18 protein-coding genes are annotated in these 19243 nt (G+C 58.5%); 14 read left to right on the top strand and 4 right to left on the bottom strand.

Translation table 11 applies throughout. The features are described 5' to 3' along the window. The first annotated feature begins 35 nt into the window (after window positions 1-35). The 14 genes from HKX44_RS14935 (at window position 36) to HKX44_RS15000 (ending at window position 14063) form a co-directional block, all read left to right on the top strand. A complete protein-coding gene (locus HKX44_RS14935; RefSeq protein WP_276152161.1) occupies window positions 36-1088 on the top strand; it encodes an ABC transporter ATP-binding protein in 1053 nt (350 codons plus the stop codon). 66 nt (window positions 1089-1154) lie between these two features. Beyond that, window positions 1155-2375: an extracellular solute-binding protein gene (locus tag HKX44_RS14940; protein ID WP_276152162.1), complete on the top strand. Its 1221-nt coding sequence runs from the start codon at window positions 1155-1157 to the stop codon at window positions 2373-2375. 121 nt (window positions 2376-2496) lie between these two features. Then, window positions 2497-3525 (top strand): sugar ABC transporter permease, encoded by a 1029-nt coding sequence (locus HKX44_RS14945; protein ID WP_276152163.1) that lies wholly within the window; start codon window positions 2497-2499, stop codon window positions 3523-3525. After that, complete coding sequence (locus HKX44_RS14950; protein ID WP_276152164.1) at window positions 3522-4682, top strand: carbohydrate ABC transporter permease; 1161 nt, start codon at window positions 3522-3524, stop codon at window positions 4680-4682. The genes HKX44_RS14945 and HKX44_RS14950 overlap by 4 nt, the downstream gene beginning before the upstream one ends. A gap of 85 nt (window positions 4683-4767) precedes the next feature. Continuing rightward, window positions 4768-5298, top strand: a complete 531-nt coding sequence (locus HKX44_RS14955; protein ID WP_276152165.1) for an ester cyclase — start codon at window positions 4768-4770, stop codon at window positions 5296-5298. 12 nt (window positions 5299-5310) lie between these two features. Then, on the top strand, window positions 5311-6639 hold the full coding sequence (gene hisD, locus HKX44_RS14960) for a histidinol dehydrogenase (protein ID WP_276152166.1): 1329 nt from the start codon (window positions 5311-5313) through the stop codon (window positions 6637-6639). Window positions 6640-6756: 117 nt separating this feature from the next. After that, a complete protein-coding gene (locus HKX44_RS14965) occupies window positions 6757-7752 on the top strand; it encodes an ester cyclase (RefSeq protein WP_276152265.1) in 996 nt (331 codons plus the stop codon). Continuing rightward, window positions 7752-8516: an SDR family oxidoreductase gene (locus HKX44_RS14970; protein WP_276152167.1), complete on the top strand. Its 765-nt coding sequence runs from the start codon at window positions 7752-7754 to the stop codon at window positions 8514-8516. The genes HKX44_RS14965 and HKX44_RS14970 overlap by 1 nt, the downstream gene beginning before the upstream one ends. Next, a complete protein-coding gene (locus HKX44_RS14975) occupies window positions 8516-9541 on the top strand; it encodes a LacI family DNA-binding transcriptional regulator (RefSeq protein WP_276152168.1) in 1026 nt (341 codons plus the stop codon). Before HKX44_RS14970 ends, HKX44_RS14975 begins: the two co-directional genes overlap by 1 nt. Further along, on the top strand, window positions 9528-10496 hold the full coding sequence (locus HKX44_RS14980; RefSeq protein ID WP_276152169.1) for a nuclear transport factor 2 family protein: 969 nt from the start codon (window positions 9528-9530) through the stop codon (window positions 10494-10496). The genes HKX44_RS14975 and HKX44_RS14980 overlap by 14 nt, the downstream gene beginning before the upstream one ends. 15 nt (window positions 10497-10511) lie before the next feature. Continuing rightward, window positions 10512-11129 carry a pyridoxamine 5'-phosphate oxidase family protein gene (locus HKX44_RS14985; RefSeq protein ID WP_276152170.1) on the top strand — a complete coding sequence of 206 codons (618 nt, stop codon included), beginning with the start codon at window positions 10512-10514 and terminating at the stop codon, window positions 11127-11129. Between the two features lie 135 nt (window positions 11130-11264). Next, on the top strand, window positions 11265-12236 hold the full coding sequence (locus HKX44_RS14990) for a cupin domain-containing protein (RefSeq protein ID WP_276152171.1): 972 nt from the start codon (window positions 11265-11267) through the stop codon (window positions 12234-12236). Beyond that, the gene (locus HKX44_RS14995) at window positions 12214-13278 is read left to right on the top strand and encodes a membrane dipeptidase (RefSeq protein ID WP_276152172.1); all 1065 of its coding nucleotides are present in this window, start codon (window positions 12214-12216) and stop codon (window positions 13276-13278) included. Before HKX44_RS14990 ends, HKX44_RS14995 begins: the two co-directional genes overlap by 23 nt. A gap of 92 nt (window positions 13279-13370) precedes the next feature. Then, a complete protein-coding gene (locus tag HKX44_RS15000) occupies window positions 13371-14063 on the top strand; it encodes an RraA family protein (protein ID WP_276152173.1) in 693 nt (230 codons plus the stop codon). Between the two features lie 158 nt (window positions 14064-14221). Here HKX44_RS15000 and HKX44_RS15005 read toward each other — a convergent pair whose 3' ends face one another. The 4 genes from HKX44_RS15005 to HKX44_RS15020 all read right to left on the bottom strand — a co-directional run bounded on the left by HKX44_RS15005 (window position 14222) and on the right by HKX44_RS15020 (window position 19228). Beyond that, window positions 14222-15454, bottom strand: coding sequence for a mandelate racemase/muconate lactonizing enzyme family protein (locus tag HKX44_RS15005; protein WP_276152174.1), 1233 nt, complete (start codon window positions 15452-15454; stop codon window positions 14222-14224). A 64-nt stretch (window positions 15455-15518) separates the two neighbouring features. Beyond that, on the bottom strand, window positions 15519-16607 hold the full coding sequence (locus tag HKX44_RS15010) for a Zn-dependent alcohol dehydrogenase (protein ID WP_276152175.1): 1089 nt from the start codon (window positions 16605-16607) through the stop codon (window positions 15519-15521). Window positions 16608-16681: 74 nt separating this feature from the next. Then, complete coding sequence (locus HKX44_RS15015) at window positions 16682-17899, bottom strand: TCR/Tet family MFS transporter (RefSeq protein WP_276152176.1); 1218 nt, start codon at window positions 17897-17899, stop codon at window positions 16682-16684. A 3-nt stretch (window positions 17900-17902) separates the two neighbouring features. Further along, complete coding sequence (locus tag HKX44_RS15020; RefSeq protein ID WP_276152177.1) at window positions 17903-19228, bottom strand: lyase family protein; 1326 nt, start codon at window positions 19226-19228, stop codon at window positions 17903-17905. Window positions 19229-19243 lie beyond the last annotated feature (15 nt).

A 19243-nucleotide genomic window follows, 5' to 3' on the forward strand; every position in this document is an offset into this window, starting at 1 on the left:
CGGGGGCCGATGCGGATCGGCTGAGGGAGGCAAGCATGGCTGAAATTCAACTGCGCAATATCAACAAGCGTTGGGGCGCGTTTGTCGGGGTCAAGAATTTTGACCTGACAATTGCAGACGAAGAGTTCTTGGTGCTTCTTGGCCCGTCGGGCTGTGGGAAAACCACAACCATGCGGATGATTGCCGGTCTGGAAGATATCACCGAAGGCGAGATCATCATCGACGGTAAGGTGGTGAATGATCTGGATCCGAAAGACCGCGATGTTGCGATGGTTTTTCAGTCCTATGGGCTTTACCCGCATATGAACGTCTACGAAAATATCCGGTTCCCTTTGAAAGTGCGCAAGGTTGATCCTGCCACCCATGATGCGCGGGTGCGGCGGGCATCGGCGATGGTCGAGTTGGATGATTTCCTGCATCGCAAACCTGCGGAACTATCAGGCGGGCAGCGTCAACGCGTCGCTCTGGCCCGGGCCATTGTGCGCGAACCGAATGTCTTTTTGATGGATGAGCCGCTGTCCAATCTTGACGCCAAGCTGCGGGTCAGCACGCGGGCGCAAATCAAGAACTTGAGCCATGAGCTGAAGGTGACAACGGTTTATGTGACCCACGACCAGATCGAGGCAATGACCCTCGCTGACCGCGTTGTGGTGATGAAGCAGGGCAAAATTCAGCAAGTCGGCACACCGACGGAAATTTACGACAATCCCGCGAATACTTTTGTAGCCTCTTTTATTGGATCGCCCGCGATGAACTTGATGGACGGGGTGATCAAAGATGGTGTCTTTGAAGGAGCCAATGTGCGGATCGAAGGGCTGACCGCGGCGGACGGCGAGGTGACATTAGGGTTCCGCGCTGAAGATGCCGAGGTCACGTCAGGTGCCGCGCAGATCAACGCGCCGATCTACACGATCGAATTGCTGGGGGATGCCGTTATGCTGGCGGTCAAGGCCGGCGGGCAGATGGTTTCAGTCAAGGCGCATAAAGAATACCGGGCGGAGATCGGGGATGCGGTTTCATTTTCTGTGCCACCAAGCATTTGTCACGTTTTCGACAAGGCCACGGGCGCGCGGATCACTGCCGGATAGTTTCGAGAGAAGAAGAGATGCGCCCACGCAAGGTGCATCCGGAAAACGCAATAGGGAGATTGCAAAATGACATTGAAGAGACTGGCACTTGCGGGTGCAATCAGTGTGATGGGAAGTTCGGCATTTGCCGCGTGTTCCTATGAGAATACCACAGAAATCAAAATGTTGTCCGCCGGCTTTGAAGCATGGAAAGCGGTTGCTGATGCGATGTCTGAATGCGGCAACTTCAAAGCCGAACTGGATCAGGAGTTCCGCACCAAACAGCCGGCGGCCTTTGAGGCGAACCCGTCGCTGTATCATCTGGGCGGCGTTTCAAACGGCACGGTAACCCCGTTGTTGAATGCGAAAACCATCCGTCCGTTGGACGATCTGGTTGCGAAATACGGGGCAAACCTGTCGCCGAACCAGTTGATCCGCATCGACGGCAAGATCATGGCCGTGGCGATGATGGTGAACACCCAGCACTTGATGTACCGCGAGGACATTCTGGCTGATCTGGATATCGCCACGCCGACCTCTTGGGACGAGGTCTATGCCGCGGCGGCCAAGATCAAGGACGCCGGTGTCGTCGACTATCCGCTTGGTGCGACAATGAAATCCGGCTGGAACCTGGCACAGGAATTCGTGAACATGTACCCGGGTTTCGGCGGCGCATTGTTCAAAAATGACAATACCACAGGAGTGAACTCTGACGCCGGGCTTAAAGCGCTTGAAACCATGAAGGCCGGCTTGGCATTTATGGATCCCGAGGTTCTGGTGAGCGATTCAACCTATGTGCAGCAGCAGTTCCAGCAGGGCAAGATTGCCATGGCAAACCTCTGGGCGTCGCGCGCGGCAGCGATGAATGACGAGGCCGAAAGCCAAGTTGCGGGCAAGATAAAGATGGCCGCAGCCCCTACTGCAATGGCAGGCGGGGCCCCTGCAACGACCCTTTGGTGGGACGGCATTGTCGTGGCGGCAAATATCACTGATGCAGAAGCCGATGCAGCATTCAAGCTGGCGATGGAAGGCATGGACAGCGATATGGTTCAGGCCAACAATGATGCCGCGATCTGGCTGGTTCAAGGGTTTCAGCCCGGCCCGCTGTCACAGGGTGCCATCGCCACGGCAACGGCCAATCCGGCCCCTCCGGCCTATCCATCCACAACCCAGATGGGCCTGTTGCACACTGTGCTTGGCAATGAAATCCCTGCGTTCCTGACCGGTGAACGAGATGCCGCAGCGACCCTTGTTGCGATCGAGGAAGCCTACACAACTGCGGCCAAAGAAGCTGGCGTGTTGAAGTAACCAAAATGAAGCAGGCCGGTTTTGTTCCGGCCTGCCGATCCTTGCCGCGCCTACCGGTTTCTGTGGGCGTCCGGCTGCCCGTCTGTGCGCCTGTTCAAACCATCAAAAGAGAGCGGAAGTCATGAATTTCAAAACCTTCTTTGCCTTTGTGGCACCGTCCGTCTTTATGATGATCTTATTCATCGCTTTGCCGCTGGTGTCGGTGTTTATCCAGTCTTTCCAGATTACCCAGCCGGTGATGCAGCAGCTTGAAGTCGAGACCTGCACCCCCGGATTTATCACCCAGACCTGTGTGACTGAGCTGAAAACCCTGCCGGTGATCGGTGAGGACGGGAAAATCCAGACCACCACCGAATGGGTCGGCCTGCAAAGTTATCGCAATGTTTTGCAGATGGACAAGGTGTGGCAAGCGCTGTCATCGGGCCGTTTGGCAGATATCCTGCAAATCGATTTCTGGAAGGCGCTGCGGTTTACTTTGATGTTTACCTTGCTCACGCTGCCGCTGGTCATTGGGGTGGGGCTGTTGATTGCGCTGGCGGTGAACAATGCTGCCCGTGCCGTGCGCGGCCCGGTGATCTTTGTCTCGCTTCTGCCCTTCATCATCACACCGGTGATCGGATCGCTGTCGATCTATTGGCTGTTTGTGGGGGATGGCATCCTGACGGCGATGATGGAGCAATGGAGTGGCACTAATATTTCGATGTTTGCCCAGTCGTGGACAATCGAATTGCTGATGTATTTCTATCGCGTCTGGCATGTTGCGCCCTTTGCTTTTGTGATTTTCTATGCCGGTCTGCAAACCGTGAATATGGACACGCTGGAATCTGCGGTGATTGATGGTGCGTCCCGCTGGGAACGTCTGCGCCATGTGATCATCCCACATCTGATGCCGCTGATTGTCTTTATCGCGCTGATCCACCTGATGGATTGCTACCGTGTCTTCGACGAGATCATTGGTTTCCGGTCGCAGGCGCATGTTATTTCTCTGCAATGGCTGACGGTCGATTTCCTGACGCCAGACGATGCGGGTAACCGGGCGATTGCGCGGGCCTCGGCCAGTGCCATGCTCACCATGATCGGGATCGTCTTTCTGTTGATCCTGCCACTACGCCGTACATGGCGGGACCACAAAGGGAGCGCACACTCATGAGCAATACATCCAAAGCCATGCGCCAGTCGCTCGCCCTGCGCTTATCGTCAAATGCCTTCCTTCTGTTCTGGTGCATCGTCGCCGCTTTCCCGATCCTGTGGATCGCAGTGATGAGCGTGAAGTCACCGGTTGACGCTTTTGCACAAAGTCCGATGGATGTGATCTTTGGCCCCAATACGCTTGCCCGGGGTGACGGGCTGTCGGTCATCGACATTGCTCTGGGGCTGATTGTGCTGTTCTTTGCCATCCGCTGGATGTTCACACGGCTGCCGACGTGGGTTGCACGCTACAGCACAGGCAGCGGGCGCGTCATCGGCTGGCTGCTGGGGGCGACGGCCTATGCTCTTGTGTTCCTGCTGGTGTTCTTCGGGCTGTTGCCGCTGGTACTTGCGCCGCTGAATGCGCTTACTGGTGTTCTGGGCGAACCGGTTCTTGGTCTGACCACACAACATTACGTCGCCGTCTGGGGCGAGAACGAATTTTACCGCAACTTCATGAACTCCATGCTGGTGACAGCGGGTGTCGTCACAATTTCGCTGACCGTTGGCACGCTGGCGGGCTATGGTCTGGCACGCTCGGAGTCCGATCTGGCGTTTTGGCTGCTGATCCTCGCGCTGATTTTCCGGGCCCTGCCGCATTCGGTGCTGGTGGCGGGTTATCTGCCGTGGTTCATCAACTCGGCGGAAATTCTGCGCCCAATCTTTGGTGATCTGTCACCGACGCTATATGGGCAACCCTGGGCGGTGATTGCGGTACTGGTAGCGATTAACCAACCCTTCACCATCTGGATGCTGCGCAGCTTCTTTCAGAACATTCCGGCAGAGCTGGACGAGGCCGCACGGGTGGACGGGTGTTCCCATTTCCAAGCCTTCCGCCGCGTGATCATGCCGGTGATGTGGCCGGGCGTGATCACCACGGGCCTGTTCAGCTTTCTTCTGGGGTACAATGACTTTCTTGTCACCTCCCTGCTACTGGATGCCCAGAATCAGACAATGGTGCCTGCGATTGCGGGTTACTTTAACCGTGAAACCACAACCACAGATCAAGTCGAAGCCGTGGCCGCTGCCGTGTCGATCACCGCGCCCCTGTTTTTGCTGGTCATGGTCTTTCAACGTCAGATCGTCAGTGGCCTGACCGCAGGAGCGGTCAAAGGATGATCCAGAAACAATTTTACCTTGCAGATAAACTCCGGGGTCCGGGGCTGGCCCCGGTCCACCTCTTCCCACAATAGAAAGGCCTGATATGAAAGGTTCCCGCCCCGAACAAGCCATGCTGACACGCGATACGGATATGTCAAAAACAGCCCAAACCCGCGCTGTGATCGAGGGCATGGTGGACGGCCTGAATGACCACACCATTGATGGCATCGGCGCGTTCTTCCACGAGAATTTTCGGTGGATGGGCAATACCGGCTGCGGCACCAAAGCCGGGTTGCAGGCGTTTCAGGACAATTGGCAACGCCCGTTTCAGGCGGCGTTTTCTGATAAGGTCTGTGTCGATGAGGCACGCATGTTCATGGGCGAATGGGCCGCGGCCTTTGGCCGGCAAGAGGCAACCCATTCGGGCACGTTTATGGGGGTCGCTCCCACCGGCAAACGGATTGAAATCCGCTATATGGATTTTTGGAAGGTCAGCGACGGCAAGATCGAGGACAATTGGGTGATGGTTGATTTCCCCCATGTGCTGGCACAATTGGGGGTCGATGTTTTTGCCGGAGAAGGCTGGGAAGCCTTTGATCGCGGCGAGAAGTCTCCACCGCGTCCTGATAATTGAGAGTATAAAGAAATGGCGATAACCTATCTGAAACGCGGAAAATCTGACGCGGAACGCAGTGATGACGATGCCAAGACAAGGGGTGTTGTCGAAGCGACGTTGAAAGACATTGAGACCCGCGGAGACACGGCGGTGCGCGCCCTGTCAGAGAAGTTCGACAATTATTCACCTGCGTCCTTCAAATTGTCGCAGGATGAGATTGACGCTTTGATGGCGCGGGTGTCCCCGCAAGATATGAAAGATCTGAAGTTTGCGCAGGAAAATGTACGCCGTTTTGCACAGGCGCAGCGCGACTCTATGCTGGACATCGAAATTGAAATGCAGCCCGGTGTGATTTTGGGCCACAAGAACATTCCCGTGCAATCGGTGGGGTGTTACGTGCCCGGTGGCAAGTTTCCGATGGTGGCATCGGCCCATATGTCGGTGGCCACGGCAAGCGTTGCCGGTGTGCCGCGCATCATTGCCTGCACGCCCCCGTTCAATGGCGAACCCAACCCAGCAGTCATCGCCGCGATGCATCTGGGCGGCGCGCATGAAATCTATGTCATGGGCGGGATTCAGGCGGTCGGTGCCATGGCGATTGGAACGGAAACAATTGATCCTGTGCATTTGCTGGTAGGACCCGGTAACGCCTTTGTGGCAGAAGCCAAACGACAGCTGTTTGGCCGGGTTGGTATTGATCTGTTCGCAGGGCCCACCGAAACCATGGTGATCGCGGATGAAACCGTCGACGCAGAGATCTGCGCCACGGATTTGTTGGGGCAGGCGGAGCATGGGTATAACAGCCCCTGCGTGTTGCTGACCAATTCGCGCAAGCTGGCCGATGAAACCTTGCTGGAGATTGAACGTTTGCTGGAAATTTTGCCGACGGCAGGTACGGCGCGGGTGTCTTGGGAGGAATACGGCGAGGTGATCGTTTGTGACACATATGACGAGATGCTGATGATGGCCGATGACATCGCCTCCGAGCATGTGCAGGTGATGACAGATCGCGATGACTGGTTCCTTGAGAAAATGACCTGTTATGGTGCGTTGTTTCTGGGGCCGCGGACCAATGTATCCAACGGCGATAAGGTGATTGGCACCAACCATACTTTGCCCACAAAAAAGGCGGGGCGTTATACCGGTGGGCTTTGGGTTGGGAAGTACCTGAAAACACATTCTTACCAGAAGATTACCACCGATGCAGCGGCTGCGGAAATCGGGGCTTATGGTTCGCGGTTGTGTATGTTGGAGGGGTTTGTCGGACATGCTGAGCAGTGCAACGTGCGGGTGCGGCGGTATGGCGGGGTGAACGTGCCTTACGGTGAAGGGGCCCCTGTTCAGGATGTGGTGGAGTAGATCGCGATGCGATCTGCGAGAGGCTCTGCCTCTCGCGCTCTCCGGAATTTAAAGGCAAGATGAAAATTGGATAGACCCAGCGCTCATAAGGAGCTGATCGCCCCGCTGCGGGGAGCGATGTATGATTTTGACGTGGCGGCAGTGCGGCGCGTGTTGCACGAAATCTGTGCGCCGGATGTTGTCTTTCGGTTGGCGTTTCCGTTTGAAACCACCGCTGGTGTGGATGCTTTTGTCGACAAGGTGTTTGTGCCTTTGTTTAAAGGGGTGCCCGATCTGGAGCGGCGCGACCACATTGTGATGGCGGGGCCTGACGGCGAGGGGGCCGACTGGGTTGGCTGCGGCGGTTTTTTTGCTGGAACTTTTGCAGGACCGTGGCTGGATATTCCGGCGACGGGGCATCTGGTGCATATGCGGTTTCACGAGTTTTATCGGGTGCTGGATGGCAGGATCGTCGAGATGCAGGCGCTTTGGGATATTCCCGAGGTGATGATGCAGGCGGGGGCTTGGCCGATGGTGCCATCGCTGGGGCGCGAGTGGCATGTGCCGGCCCCAGCGAGCAATGACGGGATTGTGCCCGGACCTTATGATGTGGCTGCGGGCGCAGCGACCTGTGCGCATATTGTCGAGATGCTGGAGTACCTCAAGAAGCACCCTGCGCAGGGTGGCCCTGAGGTAATGGAGATGGACCGGTTCTGGCATCCGCGCATGTCGTGGTATGGACCATCGGGGATCGGCACGGGGCGTGGGCAGGCGGGCTTTCGCAACTGGCACCAAATTCCATTTCTGAACGGGATGCCGGACCGCGGCAAATACGTGGACGAGATTACCTATCATTTCTTCGGTGATCGCAATTTTGCCGCTGTGACCGGGTGGCCGGATATGTACCAGAGTATTACGCATGACGGCTGGCTCGGCATTCCGCCGCTAGACAAAAAGATCGAAATGCGGTCGCTTGATTTCTGGCGGGTGGAGAACGGATTGATCCGGGAGAACTGGGTGTTGGTTGATCTGCTGCATATGTATCACCAGATCGGCGTTGATGTCTTTGCCCGGATGCGTGAGTTTAACAAAGCCCGTGCAGGGTTTGATCCCCAGACAGGAGTTGCGTTGTGATGAGCCTTCCTAAAACCCCGGCTTTTGATCTGACTGGCAAGCGGGCGCTGGTCACCGGGGCCTCCTCGGGCATTGGTTTGGGATGTGCGGCGGCCCTCGCGCAGGCGGGGGCGCATGTGGTTTGCGCCGCGCGGCGTGCTGATATGCTGGAGGGGCTGACCGATGCCATGCGCGCGGAAGGGCTGTCCGGCGAGGCGCTGGTGCTGGACATTGCGGATCTGTCCGCCTTGCAGCTTGCGTTACAGGGAGAGGACGCCTTTGATGTGGTGTTAAATGCCGCCGGAATGGCCCGGCATGCGTCAGCGGTTGACACAACCCCTGAAGATTTTGACGCGGTGATGCATGTCAATGTGCGGGCGGCCTATTTTCTGTCGGCAGAAGCGGCAAAGGGCATGATCGCTGCGGGCAAACCGGGGTCAATCATCCACATTTCCAGCCAGATGGGCCATGTGGGCGGCATTGACCGGTCGGTTTATTGCACCTCGAAACATGCGGTGGAGGGGATGGTCAAGGCGATGGCGGTGGAATGGGGCAAGGCGGGCATCCGGATTAACACGATCTGTCCGACGTTTGTGCGCACGGCGTTGACGCAGTCGACGTTTGACAATCCCGAACGGTTTGCCTGGATTATGAACAAGATCAAGCTGCCCCGTGTTGCCGAAGTCGAAGACATTATGGGGGCGGCGTTGTTTTTGGCGTCGGATGCCTCTGCGATGGTAACGGGGACGGCGATGATGGTCGACGCCGGCTGGACAGCGGATTGATGGCTAAGGTGACTTCTCTTGATGTGGCGACATTGGCAGGCGTCAGCCGCTCGGCAGTTAGCCGCGTGTTTACCCCGGGCGCAAGCGTCAGCCCGGCCACCGCCTCAAAGGTGCGGACGGCGGCGCGGGCCTTGGGCTATCGTCCGAATGTGCTGGCGCGCAGCCTGATTACCGGGCGCAGCCGCATTATCGGGCTGGTCGTGGCCTATCTGGAGAACCAGTTTTACCCCGAAGCGATTGAAAAACTGTCGAAATCCTTGCAGGAGCAGGGCTATCACGTGTTGGTTTTCATGGCTTCCAATGACAGCGCGGCGACCCAGACCGTAATTGACGAGTTGTTGGATTATCAGGTGGATGGGATCGTCATCGCCTCGGTCGGTGTCTCCAGTGACTTAACGCGGCGTTGCGAAGATGCCGGCATTCCCATTGTCCTGTTTAACCGGGATCAATTTGACGACAGGCTTTCTTCGGTGACCTCTGACAATATGGCGGGGGGCGCGCGTCTGGGGCGGTTTCTGGTGGCAGGCGGGCACAGTCGATTCGGGCATATTGCCGGTTGGGAAGGGGCCTCTACCCAGATCGACCGCGAGGCCGGGTTCAAGGGGGCGTTGATGGAGGCGGGGGCAAAGATCGTCGCGCGTACCGTGGGAAACTTCCACTTTGACAGCGCCAAAGAAGCCGCCCGCGAGATGTTTGACCGGGATGATCCGCCGGATGCGGTTTTTGTGGCCAATGATCACATGGCCTTTGCGGTGATGGATGTACTGCGGTTCGAACTGGGCATCCGCATTCCTGATGATGTGTCTGTGGTTGGCTATGACGATGTGCCGCTGGCCAGCTGGGCCAGCTATGACCTAACAACTGTGCGCCAGCGGGCGAATATCATGGTGGAGAATGCCATCGACCTGCTGATGACCCGCATTGACGATATCGACACGCCGCCACGGCGAATTTGCATTGACGGCCCTCTTATTATTCGCGGCTCTGCCCGCCTACCCGAAGGACAAGACCATGCAGGGATTTGACCCGAAATTCGAAAACTTCCCCGACTATATCATCGGTATTACCAAAGAGATTTGGGAAGATCGGGGTATTGCAACCCTGCATCAATATTACAGCGACGATATTGTCGTGCGCAGCCCCGGATCGGTGGTGATCGGCAACCAGTCGGTGATCGGTGCCACGATGGCGACGCTTGCTGAATTCCCCGACAGGACTTTGTTGGGTGAGGATGTGATTTGGTCCGGTACGCCGGAGGAGGGAATGCTGTCCTCGCACCGCTTGTTGTCAACGGCGACGCATATGAACGACGGGATGTATGGAGCGGCGACGGGCAAAAAGCTGGTTTATCGTATCATGGCCGATTGTCATGCCATCAATAACCAGATCAATGATGAATGGTTGATCCGCGATCAAGGCGCGATTGTACGGCGGATGGGCTGGGAGCCCAAGCAATACGCTGCTGATCTGATTGAGCGGGAAGGCGGGCCGGAGGCTTGCATCAGGCCACTAACCCCCGCGATTGACCAGCCAGGACCCTATAAGGGGCGCGGCAACGAGAATGAATGGGGCGCGAAATACGCGGAAATCCTCAGCGGTATCATGGGGGCTGACATGGCGTTGATCCCGTCCGAATACGACCGCGCTGTGGTCACCGAATATCCCGGCGGGATGACGGGGCACAGCCACGATTCGGTTGACGCATTCTGGATGGGGCTGCGGGCGTCGTTCCCCAATGCCCGGTTCCAGATCGACCATGTGATTGGGCGTGACGACCCCCTGATGCCACCCCGTGCTGCTGTGCGCTGGTCACTTACCGGCAAACATGACGGCTGGGGCAGCTTTGGCACCCCAACGGGTAAGGATGTTTATGTGCTGGGCATCAGCCATGCAGAATTTGGGCCATGGGGCCTGCGGCGGGAATACACGATCTACGACGAGGCGATGGTCTGGAAACAGATCCTCTTGCAAACAGGGTAAAGTGGGAGCAGGGCAATGACATCCTACGCCGATCTGATGTTCACGGCTGCGGTACGCGCCGAGCAGGACCGCATCGGCAGTCTGGGGAAATATGACAGCCGCTATGCGGCCAAGCAGGATGAACCCTTGGGGGGGGATGAACAGGCGTTCCTGACCTCCCGCACCTCGGTCTATATCGCATCGGTGAACAGTGACGGCTGGCCTTACATGCAGCACCGTGGCGGGCCTGCGGGGTTCCTCAAGGTATTGGACCCGTTCACCATCGGGTTTGCGGATTATCTTGGCAACCGGCAGCTGATCACCAAAGGCAATCTGGCGGGTGAGGATCGCGTTTCGGTTTTTGCCATGGATTACGCCCGCAAAGCGCGTTTGAAACTGCAAGGCCATGCGATGATGCAGGAGGCCGAAGATGTGCCCGATCTGGTCGAACACATGGCCACCGAAGGACAGGGCCGCGTTCAGCGGGTGATGACCATCCGTGTTGTGGCGTGGGATTGGAACTGTCCGCAGTTTATTACGCCGCGATTTGACACGCAGGAGATGACCGCGCTGGTGGGGCCCGAGCTGTCGCGGCTTGAGGATGAGAACGCCGCATTGCGCGCGCGGCTTACGGCGCTGGAGGGCCGCAGATGATTGCACGGGCCAGAACCCTTGCCCCGTTGCATGGCCATTTGGGCAGCCGTCGGGCGCGCCGGTTGAACCTGCGCCCGCCCTCAGAGAGTGTCTTGCGCTAGGACACCCTTTTTAAATTTTTCAGGAATTAACCCAATGACACCTCAAGACATGCAATCCCGGATCGTGCGTTACGGCGATCTGCGCCCCTGCAAGACAGCCTTTATCGACGCCCACACACCGGGCAGCGACCAAAAGGAAAACTTTACCATCATCGGGGGTGGCGTTTCAGAAAGCCCCGATCAGCACGTTCACATCACCATTCCGCACGGATTCAACATCGGGGCCGCCGGCCAACCGTCGAAATGCCGCAACTCACTGCACAACCACCGCACGGCGGAGGTGTTCTTTATCTTGTCGGGCCGCTGGCGCTTTTTCTGGGGTGAACATGGCGACGCTGGCGAGGTGATCCTTGAGGAAGGTGATATCTTTAACATCCCGACCAATATCTTTCGCGGGTTCGAAAACATTGGCACCGATTACGGGATGATCATGGCGGTTCTTGGCGGAGATGATGCCGGGGGCGGTGTGATCTGGGCTCCGCATGTGATCAAGGATGCCGCCGCCCATGGTCTGGTGCTGGGCGAGAATGGCAAGCTTTATGACAGCAAAAAAGGCGAGAACTTGCCGGAAGGTGTGGCACCGATGCCCTTGCTGAGCCAAGCGGAACTGGATCAGGTCGATACCCCCAGCCCGATGCAGGTGGTGGGGGGCTACGTACGCCGCTATCTGGACATGCTGGCGCTGACGCAGTCGGGGGCTCCCTGCAAGGTGATCGGTGAAAACGGTATCATCCGGGACAAGCCCGGTTTCGAGATTGAATTGATCACCCGCGCTTGTGCCACCGATGAAAAACACAGCCACAAGCGCCCCTCGGTCCTCATGCCGGTTAAAGGACACTGGCGTGTCGATTGGGACGGCGGCAGCGCGACGCTTGCGCCCGGAGATACGATGTCGGTACCCGAAAACCTTGCTCATAGTGTTGTCCCTGCCATGACCGGTGAGGCCGCATTGTACCATGTGATTGCCACGGAAGACGCGGCCGGTGCTACGTGGACAGGCGATTGATGTGACACTGGTTTTTGACGGGCATAACGACGCGCTGGGCCGATTATGGTGCGGCAGCACCGATCCGGTGGTCGATTTTGCCCGTCCTGTCGGGCATATCAACGTGCCGCAGGCGCGGGCAGGAGGGCTGGGGGGCGGGTTCTTTGCCCTCTTCTCGCCGCAGCAGCGCAAACCGTTCACCTTTGATGCTTTTGCTGAGGATGAATTGGATGTGCCGCTGCCCGCAGCGCTGGAGCAAGGCACAGCCCTTGTAGCGGCCATTGGCCAAGCAGGCATCGCCCATCAGCTTCAGGCAGCGGGGCATCTGCGGATTTGTACGGATGCGGAGACCCTTGCGCGCAGTTTTCTCGACAAACCGCTGGCCTGTGTTCTGCATTTGGAGGGGGCGGATTGTATCGGGCCCGACCTGTTGGCGCTTGATACGCTCTATGCGTTGGGCCTGCGGTCACTTGGGTTGGTGTGGTCGCGGCCTACGGTTTTCGGACATGGGGTGCCGTTTCGCCATGGCAGTGACGGGGATACCGGACCGGGACTAACAGCAGATGGCAAACGTCTGGTTGCGCGTTGTCTGGAACTGGGGCTGACAGTGGACACCAGCCATCTGACGATGAAGGGGTTCTGGGACGTAGGCGAAGCGGGGGCACCGCTGGTGGCGACCCACTCCAACGCCTGTGCCATCGCCAATAACGCGCGCAACCTCACCGACGCACAGCTGCGTGCGATTGGCGAAACCGGCGGCATGGTGGGGCTGAACTTTGCCAGCATGTTCCTGAACCATGACGGTTGGACCACGGCGCAAGCCAACCTTGATGACTGTCTGCGCCATCTGGATCATATGATGAAGGTTGCAGGTGAGGATCATGTGGGGATCGGTTCGGATTTTGACGGCGCACCGCTGCCGCAGGGCATCGCCTCGGCTGCTGATTTGCCCAAGTTGATCGGCGCTATGGAACGTCACGGCTATGGCGCAGCGTTGATTGCGAAACTGGCCCATGAGAACTGGCTGGACTTTCTAAGCCGGCAATTGGGGTCGGGCGGTTGACTGCGCGATACGGGCGGCGACAGATCACCTGTGCCGGACCGGGGGCAAAGGCTCAAGGCACAAAGTACAAGAAAAAGTAGGAGCGCGTGCGCATGAACGATAGTCTTTTTAAACTGCTGCAATCGGTGGACACACCTACCGTCTGCAATGCCATCGAAGTGGCGCAGGGCAAACGCGGGTTTGATGATTTCACCCGTGGCACGATGCAGTGTTCGGCACCCGGGACAGCCATGGTCGGCTATGCCCGCACCGCGCGCATTCAGGCGGTGAATCCGCCAACGGAGTCCCCTGAGGTGATCAAAGCGCGGCGCATGGCCTATTACAAATATATGGCCGAAGGGCCGCGCCCCGCAGTGGCAGTGGTACAGGACATGGATGTGCCAAATGCCATTGGGGCGTATTGGGGGGAAATAAATACCAATGTTCACAAGGCGTTCGGCATGACTGGCGCGCTGACGGACGGTGTGATGCGCGACCTTGGTGATCTGCCTGATGGCTTTGTTGTGCTGGCGGGATCAGTGGGGCCAAGCCACGGATTTGTACACGTCATCGATTTTGATGAACCGGTGCAGGTGATGGGGATGCGGGTTACGCCGGGTGATTTGATCCACGCCGACCGTCACGGTGGCGTGGTGATCCCGCAGGATGCGATCCCTCACCTTGAGGGGGCAATCCGCCAGTTGTTCAAATCCGAAAAGGTGGTGCTTGACGCCACCAAGGGCAAACGCATCGGTTTTGCGGAGTTCGAAGCGGCCTGGGCTGCCTTTGAGACCTCACGCACCTGACACCAGATACCTTGAAATGATCAATGATAAACGTTGATGTCGCGTTTGGCGCAGCCGCTGTTTTTGAGTTTAAAGGCAAGATGAAGGGCGGGGGTTGTGCTTCATCTTGCAGATAAACTCATGCCGAACCGTGGTTTCAAGGACGGGTTTCGCGGGGCTTAATCTTTGATCGAAGGTGCCCCGCCTTCAAAGGTATTGCCATTCACGTAATCACAGGGGTCTTCCTGCATTTGCAGGTGAAGCCCGTCCCCCCGGTAGGGATGCGCGCGGGCCAGTTCCTCGTCCACATCTATGCCAAGCCCTGCCACGGTTGGTGCCCGGATGAACCCGTCCTCGACCTTTATGCTGCTCTTGATCAGACGGTCATGGAACGGGGTTTCGATTGTCTCCGCCATCAACAGGTTGGGAATGCTGACACCCAGATGGATGTTCGCGGCCCATTCCACGGGACCCGCATAAAGATGCGGGGCAAGCTGCGCGTTATAGACCTCGGCCATGGCGGCAACTTTCTTCATTTCCCAGATACCACCGGCACGGCCAAGGGCGGGTTGCAGGATCGTCGCAGCGCCAGAGCGCAGCACCGGGGCAAATTCTGCTTTGGTGGTCAGCCGCTCGCCGGTAGCGATGGGAATGGCCACAGCATTGGCGACCTTGGCCATTTCAGCGGTATTGTCCGGGGGTACGGGCTCTTCGAACCAGAGTGGCGCATAGGGTTCGATCGCTTTGCCCAATCGGATTGCACCGGCTGTTGTAAATTGGCCGTGGGTGCCAAACAAGAGGTCTGCTTTGTCACCCACTGCGGCGCGGATCGCTTTGCAAAAGGCTATGGATTGGCTGATGTCGGACATTGCGGGCATATGTCCGCCGCGCATAGTATAGGGGCCAGCGGGATCAAATTTAACCGCAGTATAGCCGCGCGCGACACAATCGGCAGCAGCTTCGGCGGCCATTTCCGGAGAGGTCCAGAATGCTGTCATATCATGGTGTGGCAGCGGGTAGAGGTAAGTATAGGCGCGGATGCGTTCGTTCATCACCCCGCCCAGCAGGGCGTAAACCGGGCGGTCGCGGTCCTTGCCCAAGATATCCCAACAGGCAATTTCGAGACCGGAAAACGCGCCCATCACCGTCAGGTCAGGACGTTGAGTGAAGCCCGACGAATAGGCACGGCGAAACATTCGTTCAATGTTTTCAGGATTTTCGCCCTGCATGTGGCGGGCAAAGACATCTTTGATCACATGGCGCATGGCCTCGGGGCCGATGGAGGCGGTATAACATTCACCCCAGCCGACCAGACCGGTGTCCGTGGTCAGTTTGACAAGGATCCAATAACGCCCGCCCCATCCTGGCGCAGGGGGGGCGGTAACAATAACGTCGAGGTCTTGCAGCTTCATCCGGTTGCCTTTCGCAAGAGAGGGATCGGGGGCCTGAGAACGATGACTATCCTGACCAACGGCTCTAACGGTTGAGCATGATCACATTGCGCCGCGCGGCACCGGTTTTGGTGTCCGCAATCGCCTCGTTGATCTGATCCAGTGACCAGCGGCCTGAAATCAGCTCGTCCAGCTTCAGCCGGCCTTGCAGGTAAAGGTCGACCATCCACGGTATATCGCGCTGGATCACCACATCGCCCATCTTTGAGCCGACCATGCCTTGCCCCATAAAGGCCATTGTCACCGGTTCGTAGCTGGACAGGTCGCCTGAATGGGGCATACCGACCATGATGACCTTGCCGCCACCCGCCAGATATCGGGGTGCGGCATCATAGGCCGGAATGGCACCGACGGTCACAATGACCGCATCCGCGCCGCGCCCCATTGCCTTGATCGCGGCGCGCCATGGTTTCGGCTCGGATGCTAAAACGCCATCCGTGGCCCCGAACTCTTTTGCGACGGCCAGCTTTTCCTCGCTCATGTCGACAGCGATGATCCGGCGGGCACCGGCAATCCGCGCGCCTTGAATCGCGTTCAATCCGACACCGCCTGCACCAATCACCACCACATCCTGACCCGCGCGCAGGCCGGCGGCATTGACCACGGCACCAACGCCGGTGATCACGCCGCAGGCAATCAATGCGGCCGCATCTTTGGGAATGTCGTCGGAAACCTTAACCACCTGTGCCTGTTCCACCACGACCTTTTCGGCAAAAGCACCCGCGGCCATGCCCTGATGCAGCGTGCCACCATCGGCGGTTTTCAACGGGCCGTGATCACCGTCATAGGGGGTTTCACAAACGGTTGGTTTGCCGCCGGCACATGAGGGGCAGCTGCCGCAGGCGCGGATCAGTGTCACCACAACGCTGTCGCCTTTCGCCAGCCCTTGCACGCCCGCCCCAACGGCGCTGATGCGACCGGCCGCTTCATGTCCATAGACCGCAGGCAGGGAACCGCCCCAAGCCCCATCCGCAAAGGAGATATCGGAATGACAGATTGCCACAGCATCCAGCGTCACCTCGACTTCGCTCCCTTCAGGGGCGCGCAGGTCGATCTCTTCGATGACCAGCGGTTTGCCGAACGCATGGGCAACAGCGGCTTTGATCTTTGGCATTCATCGTCTCCCTGTGACATTTTCTTTACAGGCTGACGGCGAATGCCATATCGCGCAAGCATTTATACGACGCATCATGGCGCGGATGACGTAGCGTCCAAAGATCGGATTCGAAAGATAAACACGCCAAGCGCCAGTACCATCAAGCCGCTTGCCAACAGAAATGGTGCGCCGGGCAGGTAAAGCGGAGCGCCGTCGCGGGTGAATTGCGCAAAGGTGGCCGTCATTGCCAGGGGAGAGAGGATCATTGCCAACGCGCTGGCCGAGGTCAGCACCCCCTGTAGTTCGCCCTGTGCGTTATCCGGCACTTGTCTGGACATGATGCCGGTCAGTGCCGGCGGTATAACCCCCGCAATGGCCGCCACCGGCGTCAGCGCCAATGTAAAGACGCCCGACGGTATCACCGCGATTGCGATATAGGTGCCGATGGCGAACAGGTGCCCGGCAATCACTGTGCCCCGTTCCCCCATTTTGTGCAGGGCCAGTCGAATAAGCCCGCCTTGCACGATGACCATTGCGCCGCCGAACAGGGCCAATGACAGGCCAATGACCGAGGGTTGCCAGCCGAACCGCTCCTGACCGAAATAGGACCAGACCGAAGGATATACAGCGAAAGCAACGCTATAGAGGAAATAGACCACCAAAAGCGGGCGCGCGCCGGGCAGTTTGCCCAAATGTTTCAATGCTCCGAAGGGGTTTGCACGGCGCAAGCTGAAGGTCCGTGCGTTTTCGGGCCGCAGCGTTTCTTTCAGCACCAGCCAGCCCAGCATACAATTGGCCGCCGCCAAAGCTGCGGCTGCCCAGAACGGGGCCCGGGTGCCGTATTCGGCCAACAGGCCGCCCATGGTTGGCCCGATCAGAAATCCAATGCCAAAACCGGCACCGATCAGGCCAAAATTCTTGCTGCGTTCCTGCGGTGTCGAGATATCGGCCATGAAAGCAGAAGCTGTCGCATGGGTGGCAGCGGTGATGCCGCCTATGATCCGGCCCAGCAAAAGCAACCAGATGCTGCCTGCCAGCGCCATCACCACATAGTCGGCTGCCATTACCGCCAGCGACAGCAACAGAACGGGGCGGCGGCCAAAACGGTCCGACAGCCCGCCAAGCACCGGCCCGAACAGGAATTGCATCACGGCAAAAGTTGTCGCCAGAACCCCACCCCAAAGTGCGGCCTGACTGAGGTCTCCGCCGTTCACCTCGCGAATGAGGTCAGGCATCACCGGCAGCATCAGGCCAATGCCCATGGAATCGATCATCACTGTGATCATAACAAAGGCAACAGCAGGGCGCATAGATCAGAGGGCGGACACGCGGGTGGCAAAGGCCTGTGCCTGTGAGGCTGCGTCGCCCATGCTGGTTGTTGGATCAAAGGTCGCGGCATCCAGCTGGGGATAATCCGCCAGCGCCAGTTTCGGCAGCGGAGTTTGGGATTTGCGCGCCTCCAGGCACAGGGCTTTGCAGGCCGCCTGAGCCTCGGGGCGGGGCATGATCTTGGCAAGGGCAAAGCTTAGGGCTTCGGCATGAATCAGCCCCAGATTGCCGTCCAGTGCGGAGCGCATCTGTACCGGGTGCGGGGCCAGACCGGCGGCAAGCACCTTGGCGTGTTGCAGGGCGGCGGCAAGGCTGAGCGACATTTGCGGCACCATCATCCATTCGGCAAACCACGCGGCACCGTCACGCTGGTGTTGATGCATGGCAGCGGTATGCAGGCCGGCCTTCAACCCGCTGACCTGATGATGCAAGGCAACCAAAGCAGAGGGGCGTACGGGATTTTGTTTTTGGGGCATTGTTGAAGAGGCCCCGGTGCCGCCAAGGCTGACCTCGCCCAGTTCGCTGGCGCTGAGGCCGATAAGCGTCTGGCCCATATGGGACAGGGCCGCGACCACCTGTGCCTGCCAGTCGGCGATGCGCAGGACCGGTCCGCGATCCGTGTGCCACGACCGTTGCGGATCACCCAACCCCAATGCCTCTGCGAGGCTGGCACGGATGTCATGGGGGGCCGGGCCAAGCGCAGAACCAGTGCCGGCAGCCCCTGAAAGCGAGACCAGAAGTGACGATGCGCGCAGGGCGTCGAGGGCCGCCAGCGCGTCAAGCAGCGGCGCACCAAACTGTGCCAGTACAGCGCCCCAAGAGGTTGGCGTCGCTTGTTGGCCATAGGTGCGCGCAACCATCGGCAGCGCGGCATGTTCCTCGGCTTGCTGCCCCAGACCAGAAAGAACTTCGCGCAGGTCCGCCTCGGCCAGAGCCAGCGCCTGACGTAACCGCAACATCAGGGCGGTGTCGACGATATCCTGTGATGTCGCCCCCCAATGCACGAATTGCGCATGTTCGGGTGCGTTCATTTCCGCGCGAAATGCCGCTACCAGACCGGGCACGCAAACGCCGTTTTCACCTGTGGCTGTCGCGATGGCACCGGGATCAATCTGGATTTCCATGCTGGCGCGATGGATGGCAGCCGCAGAGAGTTCGGGGATCACACCAAGGGTGCCCTGAACCTTGGCCAAGGCCCCCTCGACCAGCAACATCGCACGGATGGCGGCGCTGTCGGAAAACAGACGTCCGGCCTCTGAGGTGTCAAATAGCTTTGCGTAAAGCGGGCTGTCAAAAAGGGATGCGGCCATGATTACCCTACCTGT

This window comes from Sulfitobacter sp. M05, assembly GCF_029285175.1.
Taxonomy (GTDB): Bacteria; Pseudomonadota; Alphaproteobacteria; order Rhodobacterales; family Rhodobacteraceae; genus Sulfitobacter.

Excerpts from the sequence above, each read along its gene's own strand:
- HKX44_RS14935 (WP_276152161.1), top strand. The coding sequence starts at position 36 with ATGGCTGAAATTCAACTGCGCAATATCAACAAGCGTTGGGGCGCGTTT.
- HKX44_RS14940 (WP_276152162.1), top strand. The coding sequence starts at position 1,155 with ATGACATTGAAGAGACTGGCACTTGCGGGTGCAATCAGTGTGATGGGA.
- HKX44_RS14945 (WP_276152163.1), top strand. The coding sequence starts at position 2,497 with ATGAATTTCAAAACCTTCTTTGCCTTTGTGGCACCGTCCGTCTTTATG.
- HKX44_RS14950 (WP_276152164.1), top strand. The coding sequence starts at position 3,522 with ATGAGCAATACATCCAAAGCCATGCGCCAGTCGCTCGCCCTGCGCTTA.
- HKX44_RS14955 (WP_276152165.1), top strand. The coding sequence starts at position 4,768 with ATGAAAGGTTCCCGCCCCGAACAAGCCATGCTGACACGCGATACGGAT.
- hisD (WP_276152166.1), top strand. The coding sequence starts at position 5,311 with ATGGCGATAACCTATCTGAAACGCGGAAAATCTGACGCGGAACGCAGT.
- HKX44_RS14965 (WP_276152265.1), top strand. The coding sequence starts at position 6,757 with ATGTATGATTTTGACGTGGCGGCAGTGCGGCGCGTGTTGCACGAAATC.
- HKX44_RS14970 (WP_276152167.1), top strand. The coding sequence starts at position 7,752 with ATGAGCCTTCCTAAAACCCCGGCTTTTGATCTGACTGGCAAGCGGGCG.
- HKX44_RS14975 (WP_276152168.1), top strand. The coding sequence starts at position 8,516 with ATGGCTAAGGTGACTTCTCTTGATGTGGCGACATTGGCAGGCGTCAGC.
- HKX44_RS14980 (WP_276152169.1), top strand. The coding sequence starts at position 9,528 with ATGCAGGGATTTGACCCGAAATTCGAAAACTTCCCCGACTATATCATC.
- HKX44_RS14985 (WP_276152170.1), top strand. The coding sequence starts at position 10,512 with ATGACATCCTACGCCGATCTGATGTTCACGGCTGCGGTACGCGCCGAG.
- HKX44_RS14990 (WP_276152171.1), top strand. The coding sequence starts at position 11,265 with ATGACACCTCAAGACATGCAATCCCGGATCGTGCGTTACGGCGATCTG.
- HKX44_RS15000 (WP_276152173.1), top strand. The coding sequence starts at position 13,371 with ATGAACGATAGTCTTTTTAAACTGCTGCAATCGGTGGACACACCTACC.
- HKX44_RS15005 (WP_276152174.1), bottom strand. The coding sequence starts at position 15,454 with ATGAAGCTGCAAGACCTCGACGTTATTGTTACCGCCCCCCCTGCGCCA.
- HKX44_RS15010 (WP_276152175.1), bottom strand. The coding sequence starts at position 16,607 with ATGCCAAAGATCAAAGCCGCTGTTGCCCATGCGTTCGGCAAACCGCTG.
- HKX44_RS15015 (WP_276152176.1), bottom strand. The coding sequence starts at position 17,899 with ATGCGCCCTGCTGTTGCCTTTGTTATGATCACAGTGATGATCGATTCC.
- HKX44_RS15020 (WP_276152177.1), bottom strand. The coding sequence starts at position 19,228 with ATGGCCGCATCCCTTTTTGACAGCCCGCTTTACGCAAAGCTATTTGAC.